Annotated in this window: 14 protein-coding genes and 1 pseudogene; 9 read left to right on the forward strand and 6 right to left on the reverse strand. The window is 69.8% G+C overall.

Translation table 11 applies throughout. The annotated features are described in order from the left end of the window. The first annotated feature begins 82 nt into the window (after nucleotides 1-82). Nucleotides 83-526, forward strand: coding sequence for a hypothetical protein (locus tag ABD256_RS05070; RefSeq protein WP_344413935.1), 444 nt, complete (start codon nucleotides 83-85; stop codon nucleotides 524-526). Nucleotides 527-591: 65 nt separating this feature from the next. Here the strand turns inward: ABD256_RS05070 and ABD256_RS05075 are convergent, their stop codons facing one another. Continuing rightward, entirely contained in the window at nucleotides 592-1380 is a 789-nt protein-coding gene (locus ABD256_RS05075; protein WP_344413937.1) for a crotonase/enoyl-CoA hydratase family protein, read from the reverse strand. A gap of 65 nt (nucleotides 1381-1445) precedes the next feature. Here ABD256_RS05075 and ABD256_RS05080 point away from each other — a divergent pair, with 65 nt between their 5' ends. Both ABD256_RS05080 and ABD256_RS05085 read left to right on the forward strand, forming a co-directional pair. Beyond that, nucleotides 1446-3056 carry an acyl-CoA synthetase gene (locus tag ABD256_RS05080; protein WP_344413939.1) on the forward strand — a complete coding sequence of 537 codons (1611 nt, stop codon included), beginning with the start codon at nucleotides 1446-1448 and terminating at the stop codon, nucleotides 3054-3056. 5 nt (nucleotides 3057-3061) lie between these two features. Next, nucleotides 3062-4165 (forward strand): NAD(P)H-dependent flavin oxidoreductase, encoded by a 1104-nt coding sequence (locus tag ABD256_RS05085; RefSeq protein ID WP_344413941.1) that lies wholly within the window; start codon nucleotides 3062-3064, stop codon nucleotides 4163-4165. Between the two features lie 54 nt (nucleotides 4166-4219). Here the strand turns inward: ABD256_RS05085 and ABD256_RS05090 are convergent, their stop codons facing one another. From ABD256_RS05090 to kstD, 5 genes and pseudogenes are all read right to left on the reverse strand, one after another. Continuing rightward, nucleotides 4220-5086, reverse strand: coding sequence for a MaoC/PaaZ C-terminal domain-containing protein (locus ABD256_RS05090; RefSeq protein WP_344413943.1), 867 nt, complete (start codon nucleotides 5084-5086; stop codon nucleotides 4220-4222). Between the two features lie 9 nt (nucleotides 5087-5095). Next, nucleotides 5096-6124 (reverse strand): 2Fe-2S iron-sulfur cluster-binding protein, encoded by a 1029-nt coding sequence (locus tag ABD256_RS05095; RefSeq protein WP_344413945.1) that lies wholly within the window; start codon nucleotides 6122-6124, stop codon nucleotides 5096-5098. A 91-nt stretch (nucleotides 6125-6215) separates the two neighbouring features. Beyond that, nucleotides 6216-6461 (reverse strand): annotated as a pseudogene (locus ABD256_RS05100) (hypothetical protein); the annotation flags it as partial. Further along, complete coding sequence (locus ABD256_RS05105; protein ID WP_344413947.1) at nucleotides 6458-7615, reverse strand: 3-ketosteroid-9-alpha-monooxygenase, oxygenase component; 1158 nt, start codon at nucleotides 7613-7615, stop codon at nucleotides 6458-6460. The gene ABD256_RS05105 and the pseudogene ABD256_RS05100, both read right to left, overlap by 4 nt. Further along, a complete protein-coding gene (gene kstD / locus ABD256_RS05110; RefSeq protein WP_344413949.1) occupies nucleotides 7612-9300 on the reverse strand; it encodes a 3-oxosteroid 1-dehydrogenase in 1689 nt (562 codons plus the stop codon). The genes ABD256_RS05105 and kstD overlap by 4 nt, the downstream gene beginning before the upstream one ends. 128 nt (nucleotides 9301-9428) lie before the next feature. Between kstD and ABD256_RS05115 the strand changes: the two genes are divergently transcribed. From ABD256_RS05115 to ABD256_RS44335, 6 genes are all read left to right on the forward strand, one after another. Beyond that, nucleotides 9429-11030 carry an FAD-binding protein gene (locus ABD256_RS05115; RefSeq protein ID WP_344413951.1) on the forward strand — a complete coding sequence of 534 codons (1602 nt, stop codon included), beginning with the start codon at nucleotides 9429-9431 and terminating at the stop codon, nucleotides 11028-11030. 33 nt (nucleotides 11031-11063) lie between these two features. Then, entirely contained in the window at nucleotides 11064-12230 is a 1167-nt protein-coding gene (hsaA, locus tag ABD256_RS05120; RefSeq protein WP_344413953.1) for a 3-hydroxy-9,10-secoandrosta-1,3,5(10)-triene-9,17-dione monooxygenase oxygenase subunit, read from the forward strand. Continuing rightward, a complete protein-coding gene (gene hsaD / locus ABD256_RS05125; RefSeq protein WP_344413955.1) occupies nucleotides 12230-13072 on the forward strand; it encodes a 4,5:9,10-diseco-3-hydroxy-5,9,17-trioxoandrosta-1(10),2-diene-4-oate hydrolase in 843 nt (280 codons plus the stop codon). Before hsaA ends, hsaD begins: the two co-directional genes overlap by 1 nt. Next, complete coding sequence (gene hsaC / locus ABD256_RS05130; RefSeq protein WP_344413957.1) at nucleotides 13072-13971, forward strand: iron-dependent extradiol dioxygenase HsaC; 900 nt, start codon at nucleotides 13072-13074, stop codon at nucleotides 13969-13971. The genes hsaD and hsaC overlap by 1 nt, the downstream gene beginning before the upstream one ends. Next, nucleotides 13968-14522, forward strand: coding sequence for a 3-hydroxy-9,10-secoandrosta-1,3,5(10)-triene-9,17-dione monooxygenase reductase subunit (gene hsaB, locus ABD256_RS05135; protein ID WP_344413959.1), 555 nt, complete (start codon nucleotides 13968-13970; stop codon nucleotides 14520-14522). The genes hsaC and hsaB overlap by 4 nt, the downstream gene beginning before the upstream one ends. Nucleotides 14523-14660: 138 nt before the next feature. After that, nucleotides 14661-15401: a DUF222 domain-containing protein gene (locus ABD256_RS44335; protein ID WP_425546387.1), complete on the forward strand. Its 741-nt coding sequence runs from the start codon at nucleotides 14661-14663 to the stop codon at nucleotides 15399-15401. Nucleotides 15402-15452: the final 51 nt, after the last annotated feature.

Raw genomic sequence — 15452 nt, forward strand, 5'->3', positions numbered from 1 at the left:
ACGGCACAGCGCGACCCGCTGCCGTGCGCCGGGCCATGCCCGTCCACGAAACCCCGTGAGAACGGGACAAGGAGTGATCGCCATGAAATCTGCCCGTGCCAGGACCGGGATCGCCGCGGCCGCCGCGGTGAGCGCGTCCGCGCTCGCCCTGCTCGCCGCCACCCCCGCCGTCGCCGCGTCGTCCCAGGCGGCGACGCTGACCATCGTCAGCGCCGCCGTGTCCGACGAGGGCGAGGACGACGACTCGGTCGACGTGGTCGTCACCTACGCCTGCGATTCCGGGTACACCGGCACGATCTACGCCTACGTCAACGATGTCGCCGCGTCGGCCTTCGGCGGGAGCGACGACACGGCGGCCACCTGCGACGGCACCAGCCACACCGCGGACATCTCGGTGGAGAACGACAACGACGCCACGGAGTTCACCACCGGTGACTCCGCCGCGGTCGGGGTGGCGCTCGACGCGGAAAAGGCGGGCGCGCCGGACCTGAACGCGGCCCACGACGTGACCCTCACCCTCGGCTGAGGCCGCGGCACGGCAGGTACTGGCGGCGGCAGGCGTGCGGCTTCCGCCGCCAGTGCCAGGGAGGTTCAGATCCCGCGGAACTCCGGGCGCCGCTTCGCGGTGAACGCGCGCGGCCCCTCTTTCGCGTCTTCGCTCGCGAACACCGCGATTCCGTACTGGGCGTCCACTTTGAACGCTTCCTCCTCGTGCATCCCTTCGGTGTCCCGCATCGTGCGCAGGATCGCCTGCACCGCCAAGGGCCCGTTCGCCGCGACGAGACCGGCGAGTTCCATCGCCTTGTCCAGTGCGGTGCCGTCCGGCACGACGTGGCCGATGAGCCCGATTTCGCGGGCTTCGGCCGCCCCGAGGTGCCGCCCGGTCAGCAGGAGGTCGGCGGCGAGGGTGTACGGGATCTGCCGGGGCAGGCGCACCGCGGACCCGCCCATCGGGAACAGGCCCCAGCGCGCCTCGGAGACACCGAACTTGGCGCTCTCACCCGCGACCCTGATATCGGTGCCCTGCAGGATCTCGGTGCCGCCCGCGATCGCGGGCCCCTCGACGGCGGCGATGAGCGGTTTCGTCAGCCGCCGCCCTTTCAGCAGACCTTCGATGCGGCTCGGGTCGAACGTGCCGCGTTCGAAGGCTTTGTCCGGTGCGTTGCGGGACATCGACTTCAGATCGGCGCCCGCGCAGAACGCGCCGCCCGCGCCGGTCAGCACGCAGGCGCGGATCTCCGGGTCCGCATCGACGCGGTCCCACGCCTCGACCATGATCGAGAGCATTTCGCCGGTGAGCGCGTTGCGGGCCTCGGGCCGGTTCATCGTGACGACGAGCGTGTGCCCGTCCTGCCGGACCAGCGCGTGCGGTTCCGCCATCGGGCGAACCTCCAGGGTCGGTGAACGCTATTGCCCACAACGATAACATGTTCTACTTTGGCTGAGTGGCACTCAACATCGCGGATCTCCTCGAGCACGCCGTCGACGCCGTGCCGGACCGGATCGCGGTCGTCTGCGGCGATCGCGGCGTCACGTTCGCCGAACTCGACGAGCGGGCCAACCGGCTGGCGCACCACCTCGCCGCGCAGGGGGTGCGGGCCGGCTCCCACGTTGGCGTGTACTCGCGCAACTCGATCGAAACCCTGGAGGCGATGTTCGCGGCGTACAAGCTGCGGGCGATCGCCGTCAACGTCAACTACCGCTACGTGCACGGTGAGCTGAAGTACCTGTTCACCAACGCCGACCTGGTGGCACTGGTGCACGAGCGCGAATACTCGGACAAGGTCGCCGCCGTGCTGCCGGACTGTCCGAAATTGAAACACGTTCTTGTCGTGGAGGACGGCAGCGGCCAGGACTTCGCCTCCTACGGCGGCGTGGCGTACGAAACCGCGCTCGCGGAAAGCTCGCCCGCGCGCGACTTCGACGAGCGCAGCGCCGACGACCTGTACATTCTGTACACCGGCGGCACCACCGGGTACCCCAAGGGCGTGCTGTGGCGCCACGAGGACATCTGGCGCGCGCTCGGCGGCGGCATCAACTTCATCACCGGCGAGTACGTGCCGGACGAGTGGACGCTCGCGGAACAGGGCAAGCAGGGCAGCCTCGTCCGGCTTCCCGCTGCGCCGATGATCCACGGCGCCGCGCAGTGGGCGGCGTTCGGCGCGCTGTTCACCGGCAGCCCGGTGGTGTTCGTGCCGAGGTTCGACGCGCACGAGATCTGGAAAGCGGTGCAGGACAACAAGGTCCAGGTGCTGACGATCGTCGGCGACGCGATGGCGCGCCCGCTGATCGAGGCCTACCGCGAAGGCGGCTACGACGCGTCGTCGCTGGCCGCGGTGTCCAGCCACGCCGCGTTGTTCTCCCACAGCGTCAAGCAGCAGTTCCTCACCGAGCTGCCGAACGTGGTGATCACCGACGCGATCGGCTCGTCGGAAAGCGGCTTCACCGGGATAGGCATGGTCAGCAAGGACGCGGACCACACGGCGGGCCCCCGGGTGACGTTCGGGCAGGACGCGATCCTGATCGACGAGAACGGAGCCGAGATCGCGAAAGAACCCGGCGCGGTCGGCCTGATCGGCAGGCGCGGGCACGTGCCGCTTGGCTACTACAACGATCCCGCCAAGACCAAGACGATCTTCGTCGAAATCGGCGGCGTGCGGTACGTGGTGCCCGGCGACTACGCGCGCTACGAGGAAGACGGCACGGTCACGTTGCTCGGCCGCGGATCGCAGTGCGTCAACACCGCGGGGGAGAAGGTGTACCCCGAAGAGGTCGAGGGCGCGCTCAAGTCCCATCCGGACGTGTTCGACGCGCTCGTGATCGGCGTGCCGGACGACCGGCTGGGGCAGCGGGTCGCCGCCGTGGTCCAGGCGAGGAACGGGGAAAGCCCGGATTTCGAGGCGATCGAAGCGCACGTGCGCAACGAGGTCGCGGGGTACAAGGTGCCGCGCACGATCTGGCTCGCCGACGAGATCGGGCGGTCGCCGAGCGGGAAGCCGGACTACCGGTGGGCGAGCGACTACGCGGCCGCGCACGCGCCCGCGGTGGAACGGTGACGGCCATGCGGACCTCCCTGTGCGACACCCTCGGCGTCGAGTACCCGGTGTGCGGGTTCACCCCTTCCGAACACGTGGCCGCCGCGATCAGCAGGGCGGGCGGGCTCGGCGTGCTCGGCTGCGTCCGGTTCAACGACGCCGCCGAGCTGGACGCGGTGCTCGGCTGGATGGACGAGAACACCGGCGGGAAACCGTACGGCGTGGACATCGTGATGCCGTCGAAGATCCCCGAAGAGGGGTCCTCGATGGACCTGACGAAGCTCATCCCGGACAGCCATCGATCCTTTGTGGACAAGACGCTCGTCGAGCTCGGTGTGCCGCCGCTGCCGGACGAGACCGGTGAACGCGAGGGCGTGCTCGGCTGGCTGCACTCGGTCGCGCGGTCGCATGTGGAGGTCGCGCTCAAGCACCCGATCAGGCTCATCGCGAACGCGCTCGGCTCGCCGCCGGTCGACGTGATCGAGCAGGCGCACGGTCGCGGGGTTCCGGTCGCGGCGCTCGCCGGTAAGGCCGAGCACGCGGTGCGGCACGTCGACAACGGCGTCGATTTCGTCGTGGCGCAAGGATACGAGGCGGGCGGGCACACCGGGGAGATCGCCTCGATGGTGCTCGTGCCGGAGATCGTGGACGCGGTCGGCGAGCGCGCGCCGGTGCTCGCCGCGGGCGGGATCGGCTCGGGACGCCAGGCCGCCGCCGCGCTCGCGCTCGGTGCCTCCGGGGTGTGGATGGGCTCCTTCTGGCTCGCCACCGAGGAGTACCTCCAGACCATGACCGGATCCGTCGCGATGCAGCGGGCACTGGTCGAGGCGTCCTCTTCGGACACCGTGCGCACGCGGATCTACACCGGCAAGCCCGCTCGCCTGCTCAAGACCCGCTGGACCGAGGCGTGGGCCGCGCCGGACGCGCCGGAACCGCTGCCGATGCCGTTGCAGAACCTGCTCGTTTCCCACGCGCACAACCGGATCCACGCCGCGGCGGACCCGTCGGTGGTGTCCATGCCGGTCGGGCAGATCGTGGGCAGGATGGACCGCGTGCGACCGGTCGCCGACGTGCTCGGCGATCTGGTGCGGGAGTACGGGGAAACCGTGGCGCGGCTCAACGGAGCCTGAACGAAAAAAAAGGGGGCGGCCGCTTGGAAAGCGGCCGCCCCCTTTTTTTTCGTCTTACGGCTGCGCGATGGTGAGCACCGCGTCGGTCAGCACGGGCGCGTCGTCCCTGGCGGGGCAGGTGGTCATCGAGGTCACGGTGTCGCCGTCGCGCCAGATGCGGGTGCGCAGGGTTTCGCCCGGGAACACGACCCCGGCGAACTTCGCGGCGAATCTGCCCGCCAGCGCGGTGTTCCCGCCGAGCACCGCGCCCACGACGGTCTTGGCGACCATGCCGTAGGTGCAGAGCCCGTGCAGGATCGGCGCGTCGAACCCGGCGGCGCTGGCGAACTCCGGATCGGCGTGCAGCGGGTTGCGGTCACCGCAGAGCCGGTAGAGCAGCGCCTGCTGCGGCAGCGTCGGCGTGTCGACGACGATGTCCGGCTCGCGCGACGGCGGCTCCTGCCGGTCCGAAGGCCCGCGCTCGCCGCCGAAACCACCTTCGCCCCTGGCGAAGATCGTCGACCGGGCCGTCCACAGTGGAGTTCCCTCGGTGTCGGAGACCTCGGTCTCCTGCACGATCACCGCGGCCTTGCCCTTGTCGAACACGTCCGCGATCCGCGAGCGCGCCACCGCCTTGCCCTCGACCGGGAGCGGCCGGTGCGCGATCACCTCCTGCTTGCCGTGCAGCACCTTCGCCAGATCCACCTCCACCCCGGGGAACGACACCGCCGGTGGCTCGAAGACCCGCAGGTTCGCCGCGACGGTCGCGAACGTGGGCAGCACCTGGAGATCGCGTTCGTAGGCGTAGCGCAGTTCGGGTTCGGCCAGCGGGTCGGCGCCGGCGCCGAGCGCGAGGTGGTACAGCAGCACGTCGGACGCGGTCCAGGAGAACGTGACCTCACCGAGGTCGGCGCCGATCGCGACGGACGGGTCGATGGGCATCAGGCGACCTCATTCATAGGTGACGGAGACGTCGTCGGTCAGCGGGAGCGACTGGCAGGCCAGCACGATCCCGTCCGCGAGGTCCTCGGAGTCCAGTATCTCGTTGTTGAGCATCTTCACCTCGCCCGAGGTGATCCGGCAGGCGCAGGCGCTGCACTGGCCAGCGCGGCACGAGAACGGCGCGTCGATCCCGGAGTCCAGCAGGAAGTCCAGCAGCTTGCGCTGGCGCGGCCAGTCGAGCGAGTGGGTGTCGCCGTCCAGTTCGACGGTGAGCCCTGCCGAGCCGGTGTCCTCCGCAGACGGTGCGGCGGCGGTGGCCACCTCGAACGGGTTGCCGCCGAGGGAGATGAACCGTTCCAGGTGGACGCGCTTGCGCGGCGCGCCCAGTTCGGTGAGCGCCTGCTTCGCGGCGGCCATGAACGGCGCCGGTCCACAAAGGAATGCCTCGTGCCCGGCGTGCGGGCGCAGCAGCGCGCCGAGCTGCGCCACGCTCGGGATGCCCTGCACCGTTTCGAGCCAGTGGATGACCACCAGCCGGTCGGGGTGCCGTGCGGCGAGCGAGGCCAGTTCGCCCGCGAAGATCACCGAGTCCTGGCCGCGGTTCGCGTACACCAGCACGACCTGCCCGGTGCCCTTGCCGAGCGCGGTCTTGAGGATCGACATCACCGGCGTGATCCCGCTGCCGCCTGCCAGCAGGAGGAGGTCCTCGTCGAACGAGGACGGGGTGAACACGCCCGCGGGCGGCAGCACCTCGACCTCGCTCCCGGCGCGCAGGTTGTCGCAGATCCAGTTCGAGCCGTACCCGTCCGCGGTGCGCTTCACGGTGACCTGGACCCGGCCTTCGTGCGGCGCGCTCGACAGCGAGTAGCAGCGCGCGACCGAACCGGTCCGGTCGCTGGGCACCCGCAGGGTCAGGAACTGGCCGGGGGAGTACCGGAACGCCTCGGCGGATTCCGGTGGCACCGAGAACACCACCGAACACGCGTCGGCGGTCTCGTGCACGATCTCGGCGACGGCCAGGGTGTGCGCCTCAGCCATCGGCGACCGCCAGCGTGCCGTCGGATACCGCATGCGGCAGCGTGCCATCCGACACCGCATGCGGCAGCGTGCCGTCGGATACCGCATGCGGCAGCGTGCCGTCGGATACCGCGTGCGCGATGCTGTCGCCGAGGTGCTCGCAGGTGTCCAGCAGCGCCGAGGTAGCGCCTTCGGCGACCCGCTCGGCGAACACCGGGCAGCTGCTCGCCGCGTCGGTGGTCCACTGGATGCTGGTGTGCTTCTCGCTGTTCTTCTTCACCAGCACCTTCGTGCCGCACATCCGGCACGCGTGCGGGCGCATCCCGCCGGTGAGGAATTCGTCGCGCTCGGCAGTCATGGTGCGGGCACTTCAGTTGCCGTTTCGGCCTGCAGCCGCAGGTTTTCGGCGACCTCGGCCGACCACACCTCGTTCGCGCGCGTGGTGTCCACTTCGAACTCGAACCGCTGGGTCATGTCCTCGGTGACGTCCGCGGCGTCCACGTAGAACTGTTCGTACCAGCGGCGGAGCTGGTAGACCGGACCGTCCTCTTCGCACAGCAGCGGGTTGTCGATCTTGGTCTTGTTCCGCCAGATCTCCACGTCCTGCAGGAAGCCGACGCCGATGCTCTTCGCGAACTTGCCCGCGATCTTGTCGGCCTGCTCGTCGGACACGCCGGGGAGCTTCTTCACGCTCACGCCCCACTGCAGCATGAACGAGTTCTCGGTGACCGGGTAGTGGCAGTTGATCAGCACGTTCTCGATCTCGAAGCCCTTGTAGGTGTTGAGCAGCGTGTTGATCATGTACGACGGGCCGAAGTAGGACGCCTCCGAGCGCAGCAGGTTCTCTTCGCCGCCGTAGTTGGACGCCATGCCCATGTCGGGGCGGCCCTTGGTGTTCAGGTACTGCGTCGCGATGTGGCCCTCGAAGATGTTCTTGAAGTAGGTCGGGAAGGCGTAGTGGATGTAGAAGAAGTGCGCCATGTCGACCATGTTGTCCACGATCTCGCGGCAGTGCGATCCTTCGATGAGCACCGAGTCCCAGGTCCAGTTGCTCCACTCGCCGCTGAACACCCCGTCGATGCGGGGGATCACCACGTCGTCCGGCGGCGGGTTGCCCTCGGGGTCGTGCCAGACGAAAAGCTGCTTGTTCTCCTCCAGCGACAGCCACGCCTTGGTCCTGGCCCGCAGCGGAACCCGCTTGGCGTAAGGGATCGAGGCGCACTTGCCGTTGCCGTTCCAGCGCCAGTCGTGGAACGGGCAGGCGATCTCGTCGCCCTTGACGGTGCCCTGGGTGAGATCGCCGCCCATGTGACGGCAGTAGCCGTCGAGGACGTTGAGCTTGCCCTCCGAGTCCGCGAACACCACGAGCTTGGTGCCGAACGCGGTGATGGCGTGCGGTTTCCCGTCGCGGAAGCCGTCCGCGAGGCCGAGGCAGTGCCAGCCCCGCGCGAACCGCGCCGGTGGCGCGCCCACGTCGATCGTGCGCACCGCGTCGGGTCCTGCCTGCGTCATCGCCTGCCTCCCGGAGGATCTTGCCTACCCTGATTCTTGGTCGCCTCGCCCGCGGCCGCAAGGTGTTCGGCCGCGAGGTACCCGAAGACCATCGCCGGGCCGATCGTCGCACCCGGTCCGGCGTAGGTGTGCCCCATGACCGCGGCGCTGGCGTTGCCCGCCGCGTAGAGCCCTTCGATCGGCGAGCCGTCTTCCCGCAGCACGCGCGCGTGCTCGTCGGTGCGCAGCCCGCCCTTGGTGCCGAGATCACCCGGCACGACCCGCACCGCGTAGAACGGTGGCTTTTCGAGCGCGCCGAGGCTCGGGTTCGGGCGGTTGCGCGGGTCGCCGTAGTAGTGGTCGTAGGCGCTGTCACCGCGGTGGAAGTCCTCGTCGACACCGGCCCGCGCGAACCCGTTGAACCGGCCGACGGTCGCTTCGAGCGCGTCACCGGGCAGGCCGGTGCGTTCGGCCAGTTCGGCCAGCGTGCCCGCCTTCGCCGCGACGCCCGCCTTGTACCAGCGCCCCGGCAGCGGCTGGCGCGGCCCGAGCCCGGTGAACATGTACCGGTCGCGGTAGCGCTGGTCGAACACCAGCCAGGCCGGGACGTGCTCGCCGGGGCCGTCCCCGCGCCCGTACATCGCGTGCACGGCCTCGACGTACGGTGCGGACTCGTTGACGAAGCGCTCGCCGCGGGTGTCGACGAGCAGGCAGCCCGGCCGCGACCGCTCGGCGAGTGCGAACCACGGCCCGCCGGGCAGCGGGATCGTCGGGCCCCACCACGCGTCGTCCATCAGGTCGTGCGCGGCGCCGAGCGCGAGGCCCGCGGTGATGCCGTCGCCGGTGTTGGCCTTCGCGCCGACGGTCCATTCGGTGCCGATCGGCGCGCGCTGGTACTTCCGGCGCATCTCCTCGTTGTGCTCGAAGCCCCCGGAGGCGACGATCACGCCCCTGCGCGCGCGCAGGAAGCCGTCACCGGTGTGGATGCCGTCCACGACCCCGTCGCTGACGTGCAGCCCGGTCATCGGGGTGTTCAGCAGCACCGGCACCCCGGCGCGGGCGAGCCCGGCCCGCAGCCCCGCCGCGAGCGCCTGGCCCATGGTCAGCTCGCGCCGTCCTGCCGCGCGCCCGGCGAGCCAGCGCGCGCCGAGCGAGAACAGCGTCCGCACGCCGCGCGGGTGCCTGCCGATGAGGCTGAGCCACCGGTAGTCCGCCTGGGTGATGGGGACGCCGAGCGGCGGGGCGCTGTAGGGCGGTTCGAGGTTCGCCAGCTCGTCGCCGAGCACACGGGCGTTCAGCGCCCTCGGCTCGACCGACCGGCCGCCGGCGCGCCCGCCGGGTGCTTCGGGGTGGTAGTCGGCGTAGTCGCGGACCCAGCGCAGCCGCAGCGGCGTGTGCCGGTGCAGGAACTCCACGACCTCGGGCCCGCGGCCGAGGAAGGCGGCTCGCCGCTCGCCCGGCACGGCATCGCCGACGATCGCCTCCAGGTACTCCTCGGCTCGCTCGGGTGGCTCGTCGATGCCGGCGGCGTGCAACGCCTCGTTGCCGGGGATCCAGACGCCGCCGCCGGAGCGCGCCGTGGAGCCGCCGAAGCAGGCCGCCTTCTCGGCGACGACCACGCTCAGCCCGTGCTCGGCCGCGGCGAGCGCGGCGGTCATGCCCGCCGCGCCGCTGCCGACGACCACGACGTCGAATTCGTCGGTCACTCCTACCTCCGGTCATCGAGAACCTATAACGCGTTCCAGATGGCTCAGGGCCAGCTCCCTGGCTCAGTCGTCACCATAGACGAGAACGTGTTTCAGTTCTAGGGTACTGGGTTGTGACAAACAGTGGCGTGACGGACTTGATGGCGGATGTGGTCATTGTCGGGTTCGGTGCGGCGGGCGCGTGCGCCGCGATCGAGGCCGCCGACGCCGGTGCCGATGTGCTGGTCCTCGACCGGTTCACCGGCGGCGGTGCGAGCGCGGTGAGCGGCGGCGTCGTCTACGCGGGTGGTGGCACCGCCCAGCAACGCGACGCCGGCGTGCCGGACACGGCGGAGGCGATGTACGACTACCTGCGGCTCGAGGTCGGCGACGTGGTCTCCGAGCGCACCCTGCGCGCCTTCTGCGAGGGCAGCCGCGACATGGTCACCTGGCTGGAGGGCAACGGCGTGCCGTTCGAGGGCAGTCTCTGCCCCTACAAGACGTCGTACCCCAGCGACGACTACTACCTGTACTACTCGGGCAGCGAGGCCGCGGGCGGGTTCCGCGACGCCGCCACGCCCGCACCGCGCGGGCACCGGGCGAAGGGGCGCGGCACCTCGGGAAAGATCCTGTTCGGGCGCCTCGCCGACGCGGTGCGGCGGCGAAAGGTGCGCGTGCTGCCGGGGACCACCGCGACCTCGCTCGTCGTCGACGGCTCCGGTGTGGTGCGCGGGGTCGAGGTGCGCACGTTGCGGGACGCGTCGTTCCTCGCGCGCAAGCGCCACCGGCTCTACGGCCAGTGGTCCGCGAAGCCGGGGATCTACGTGCCGATGGTCCGCAAGGCGCTGCACCGCGGGGTCGAGCGGATCGAACGGAAGCACGGCCGCGAGGTGACCATCAGCGCGCGGCGCGCGGTCGTGCTCGCCGCCGGCGGGTTCATCGCGAACCGCGAACTGGTGCGCGAACACGCGCCCGCGTACCGGGGCGGCCTCGCGCTCGGCACCGCGGCCGACGACGGCAGCGGTATCCGGCTCGGCACCTCGGCCGGTGGGCGCACCGCCGAGCTGGACCGGATCTCGGCGTGGCGGTTCCTGGTCCCGCCGAGCGCCTTCCTCGGCGGTGTCCTCGTCGACATCCACGGCAAGCGCGTCATCGACGAGTCGCGCTACGGCGCCGCCACGGGGGAGCGCATGATCACCGCGCACGAAGGCAAGGGCTGGCTCCTCGTCGACGACACGCTCGTGCGCGAGGCCCGGCGTTCCGTGCGCGGGCAAAGTCAATGGTTCCAATGGCTTCAAGCGCTGTACCTGCTGCGGCGCGGCCGCGTCGTCGGGGACACCCTCGATGAGGTCGCGCGCAAGGCGGGCGTCGACGCGGCGGGCCTGGCCGCGACGGTCGAGGCGTACCGCTCGGGTGGGCCGGATCCGATGGGCAAGCCGGACGAGTTCGTCCGCGCGCTCGACCGGCCGCCGTACTCGCTCATCGACGTCTCGATCAAGCCCAGCCTCGGCTACCCGTGCCCGATGCTGACCCTCGGCGGGCTCGTGGTCGACGAGGACACCGGGGCGGTGCTCGGCGACACCGGTCCCGTGCGCGGGCTCTACGCGGCGGGCCGGACCGCCGTCGGAATCTGTTCTAGGTCCTATGTCAGCGGCCTGTCCTTGGCTGACTGCGTCTTTTCCGGTCGCCGTGCTGGGTTGAACGGCGCGAGGGAGCAGGGCCACATCGACAAAAACGAGAACGTGTTCTAGTCTTGCCTTCGGTATCTGAATGAGGGAGACGGCATGACCCACGAGGTGATCAGCGCGATCGAGGAGCTTCTCCCCGTGCTGCGCGAACGGGCGCAGGAGACGGAGGACGGTCGGCGGATTCCCGACGAGTCCGTCAAGGCGCTGGCCGAGGCCGGGTTCTTCAAGCTGCTGCAGCCGAAGCGCTTCGGCGGTTACGAGTCCGACCCGGTGACCTTCTACACCGCGGTCAAGCTCATCGCGAGCGCCTGCGGATCCACCGGTTGGGTGGCGTCGATCCTCGGCGTGCACCCGTGGCACGTCGCGCTGTTCGACGTGCGCGCGCAGGAAGAGGTGTGGGGGGACGACTTCGACGTCCGCATCTCGTCCTCGTACGCGCCGATGGGCAAGGCGACCGTCGTCGACGGCGGCTACCGGCTGAGCGGGCACTGGAGCTTTTCCTCCGGCTGCGACCACGCGACCTGGGTGCTGCTCGGCGGGCCCGCGTTCGACGCCGAGGGCAAACCGGTGGACTTCTGCACCTACCTGCTGCCGATCGCCGACTACGCGATCGAAGACGTCTGGGACACCGTCGGGCTGCGGGGCACCGGCAGCAACGACATCGTGGTCAAGGACGTCTTCGTGCCGCAGCACCGGGCGCTGAGCTTCCTGGCCACGTCGAAGTGCAAGACGCCAGGGCAGGAGGCGAACCCCGGCCCGCTCTACCGGCTGCCCTACGGTTCGGTGCACCCCAGCACGATCACCGCGCCGATCATCGGCATGGCACAGGGTGCCTACGACGCCCACGTCGCCTACCAGCGCGACCGCGTCCGCGCCGCCTACGCCGGTGAACAGGCCAAGGAGGACCCGTTCGCGAAGATCAGGATCGCCGAGGCGGCAAGTGAGATCGACGCGGCGTGGCTGCAGCTCACGCACAACATCGACGAGTTGTACCAGCTCGCGTGCGCGGGCGAGAAGCTGCCGTTCTCCACCCGGCTCCGGGTCCGGCGCGACCAGGTGCGCGGCACCGAGCGGTCGATCGCCGCGATCGACCGGCTCTTCGAAAACTCCGGTGGCAGGGCGCTGCGCAACGGCACGCCGATCCAGCGGTTCTGGCGCGACGCGCACGCCGGGCGGGTGCACGCGGCGAACGACGCGGAGCGCGCGTACGTCATGTTCGGCACCGGCGCCTTCGGGCTCCCCGTAGAGAACGCGATGGTCTGATGGCACCGGAAGGCAAGTACGCCTCGGGAAACGGGCTTCGCCTGCACTACCACGAAGCGGGCGAGGAACACGACGAGACCGTGATCCTGCTGCACGGCGGCGGGCCGGGCGCGTCCGCGTGGAGCAACTTCGGCCGCAACCTGCCCGTGTTCGGGAAGTCCTACCGGACACTGGCCGTGGACCAGCCCGGCTTCGGCCGCTCGGACAAGCCGGTCGAGCACCCGCAGTACTTCCGGCACAGCGCGGACGCCGTCGTCGGCCTGATGGACGAACTCGGCATCGAGCGCGCGCACTTCGTCGGCAACTCGCTCGGCGGGGGCGCGGCGGTGCGGCTGGCGCTGAACCATCCGACGCGGGCCGGGCGGCTCGTGCTGATGGGTCCGGGCGGGCTGAGCGTCAACGTGTTCGCCCCCGATCCGACCGAGGGCGTGAAGAACCTCGGGAAGTTCGGCATGAGCCCCAGCAGGGAAAAGCTCGAAGCGTTCCTGCGCGTCATGGTCCACGACCAGTCGCTGGTCACCGACGAGCTGGTCGACGAACGGTTCGCCGCGGCGAACACGCCCGAGTCGCTCGCCGCGATGCGGGCGATGGGGAAGTCGTTCACCCAGCCCGAAAGCTACGAAGAAGGCATGCTGTGGCGTGAGGCGCACCGGCTCCGCCAGCGCGTGCTTCTGGTGTGGGGCAGGGAAGACCGCGTCAATCCGCTCGACGGCGCGCTGCTCGCGTTGAAGACCATCCCGCGCGCGCGGCTGCACGTGTTCGGCCGTTGCGGGCACTGGGCGCAGTTGGAGAAGTTCGACGAGTTCAACCGGCTGGCACTCGACTTCCTCGGGGGTGAGTGATGGGCATCCGTTCGCTGGCGTACCTGCGGATCGAAGCCACCGACATGGCGGCGTGGCGGGAGTACGGCCTGAAGGTGCTGGGCATGATCGAGGGCGATGGCACCAACCCGGACGCGCTGTACCTGCGCATGGACGACTTCCCGGCGCGGCTGGTGGTCTTCCCCGGCGAGTCCGACCGGCTCGCCCAGATGGGCTGGGAGGTGGCCACCGCCGCGGAGCTCGAGGAGGTGCGGAAAAGCCTTGCCGCGCACGAGGTACCGTACAAGGAGGGCACCGCCGACCAGCTCGCGGACCGTCACGTCGACGAGCTGGTGACCTTCGACGACCCTTCCGGCAACACCCTCGAGGTGTTCCACGGCGTCGCGCTGCGGCACCGGCGCGTGGTGAGCCCGTACGGGCACAAGTTCGTCACCGGCGAGCAGGGGCTCGGCCACGTCGTACTGTCCACACACGACGACGAGTCCGCGTTGCGCTTCTATCGCGACGTACTGGGTTTCCGGCTGCGGGACTCGATGCGCCTGCCGCCCCAGTTCGTCGGCAGGCCGGAAGACGGCCCGCCCGCGTGGCTGCGATTCTTCGGCTGCAACCCGCGTCACCACAGCCTCGCGTTCCTCCCGATGCCGACGCCGAGCGGGATCGTGCACCTGATGGTCGAGGTCGAGAACACCGACGACGTCGGCCTGTGCCTCGACCGCGCACTGCGCCGGAAGGTGCCGATGTCGGCTACGCTCGGCAGGCACGTCAACGACCTGATGCTGTCGTTCTACATGAAGACCCCCGGTGGTTTCGACGTCGAGTTCGGCTGCGAGGGCCGCCAGGTCGACGACGAAAGCTGGATCGCCCGCGAAAGCACCGCGGTTTCCCTGTGGGGACACGACTTCACGGTAGGTGGCCGATGACCGTGGCGGCCGGGGTCGAGGCGGCGCGCTTCCGCGCCGTGCTCGGCCACTTCTGCACCGGCGTCGCCGTGGTCACCGGGCACGACGGCCGCGCACCGGTCGGGTTCGCCTGCCAGTCCTTCGCCGCGCTCTCGCTGGACCCGCCGCTGGTCCTGTTCTGCCCCGCGAAGACCTCGCGCACCTGGCCCGTGTTGCGGGACGCCGGTGCCTTCGCCGTCAATGTCCTGTCGCACGCGCAGCGCGGCCTCAGCACCGTGTTCGGTGCCCGTGGAGCCGACAAGTTCGCGACGGTGGACTGGCGTCCGGCTCCTTCCGGGGCCCCGCTGCTGGCGGGTGCGTTGACATGGGTGGACTGCACACTGGAAACCGTGCACGAGGCCGGTGATCACTACGTGGTGGTCGGCAGGGTGACGGCGCTCGGGGAGGAGTCGGGCGAACGGCCGTTGCTCTTCCATCGGGGTGGTTACACGGTCACGGAGCCTTCGGTGGTGCCGGTGGAGGGGGAGTTGGGCGGGTTTCTGACCTGGCCTCGGCCGGATGATTGGGTTTAGGTTTCTGTGGTTGGTTCGCCGCGTCGGGCTGCGATCTACTGATGGCTTTGGACGGGAAGCGCGGACTTCGTTGTCCGGGTGGCGGTCTGGCTGTGGTCCGGTTCGATCGCGGGATGCTGATTTCGGTGGCGTGGCGCGATTTCTTCATTTGTCCATTGTGGACTTGTTGGCCTCGTTCCCCCCGACGGCACCGAACCCCGCGACACCCCCGAACCGAAACGTGCCCTGAATATTCATCAGCGCAAGGACGGTTCGGCGAAGTTCGACGGCTACCTCGACCCGATCTCCGCCGCGAAAACTCTCGCCCTGCTCGACCCGCTCGCTCTGGCCCAGCCGGATGACCCTTCCGATAACCCGCTGTTGCGGGGGCGGGCGGAGCGGTACGGGGACGCGTTCATGGAGATGGTCGCCCTCGCCGCGAGTCGCCCGGAGTCTCCGAACCGCAGTGGTGGTCGCGCGGATCTGATCGTGACGATCCCCTTGGCTGACCTGAAGAGGGAGCTGGGCGCGGCGTGTCTGGACATGGTCACCGACATCACCGCCAGTGAGGCCCGGATCTTGGCGTGTGATTGCAAGGTCATTCCCGCCATCCTCGATGGTGCGGGGCAGCCGTTGGCGATGGGGCGAGCCAGGCGTCTGGTGACCGAGGCGATCCGGCTCATGCTCGCCATCCGCGATCGCGGATGCTGCTTCCCGGGTGCTCGAGGCGGCCGCGTCATTGCGAGGCGCATCACGTGCTGCCCTGGTACGCCGGTGGCAAGACTGACCTGGGCAACACAAACACGGATGGTGGGCGTTGGTCCCTGGCGGAGGCCGCAGAACCACCCGCCGCATCCCCGTCGCTCAATCCCGAGTTTCCTGACATCCCAACGCTCTTAGCGGCAGTGGTCGATGTCCACGGTGGACTGCCGAACAGAACCTGGTTCTTCA

The organism is Amycolatopsis minnesotensis (genome assembly GCF_039529815.1).
Taxonomy (GTDB): domain Bacteria; phylum Actinomycetota; class Actinomycetes; order Mycobacteriales; family Pseudonocardiaceae; genus Amycolatopsis; species Amycolatopsis minnesotensis.

Coding starts and splice junctions, on each gene's coding strand:
- ABD256_RS05070 (WP_344413935.1), top strand. CDS start 83: ATGAAATCTGCCCGTGCCAGGACCGGGATCGCCGCGGCCGCCGCGGTG.
- ABD256_RS05075 (WP_344413937.1), bottom strand. CDS start 1,380: ATGGCGGAACCGCACGCGCTGGTCCGGCAGGACGGGCACACGCTCGTC.
- ABD256_RS05085 (WP_344413941.1), top strand. CDS start 3,062: ATGCGGACCTCCCTGTGCGACACCCTCGGCGTCGAGTACCCGGTGTGC.
- ABD256_RS05090 (WP_344413943.1), bottom strand. CDS start 5,086: ATGCCCATCGACCCGTCCGTCGCGATCGGCGCCGACCTCGGTGAGGTC.
- ABD256_RS05095 (WP_344413945.1), bottom strand. CDS start 6,124: ATGGCTGAGGCGCACACCCTGGCCGTCGCCGAGATCGTGCACGAGACC.
- ABD256_RS05105 (WP_344413947.1), bottom strand. CDS start 7,615: ATGACGCAGGCAGGACCCGACGCGGTGCGCACGATCGACGTGGGCGCG.
- hsaA (WP_344413953.1), top strand. CDS start 11,064: ATGACCCACGAGGTGATCAGCGCGATCGAGGAGCTTCTCCCCGTGCTG.
- hsaD (WP_344413955.1), top strand. CDS start 12,230: ATGGCACCGGAAGGCAAGTACGCCTCGGGAAACGGGCTTCGCCTGCAC.
- hsaC (WP_344413957.1), top strand. CDS start 13,072: ATGGGCATCCGTTCGCTGGCGTACCTGCGGATCGAAGCCACCGACATG.
- hsaB (WP_344413959.1), top strand. CDS start 13,968: ATGACCGTGGCGGCCGGGGTCGAGGCGGCGCGCTTCCGCGCCGTGCTC.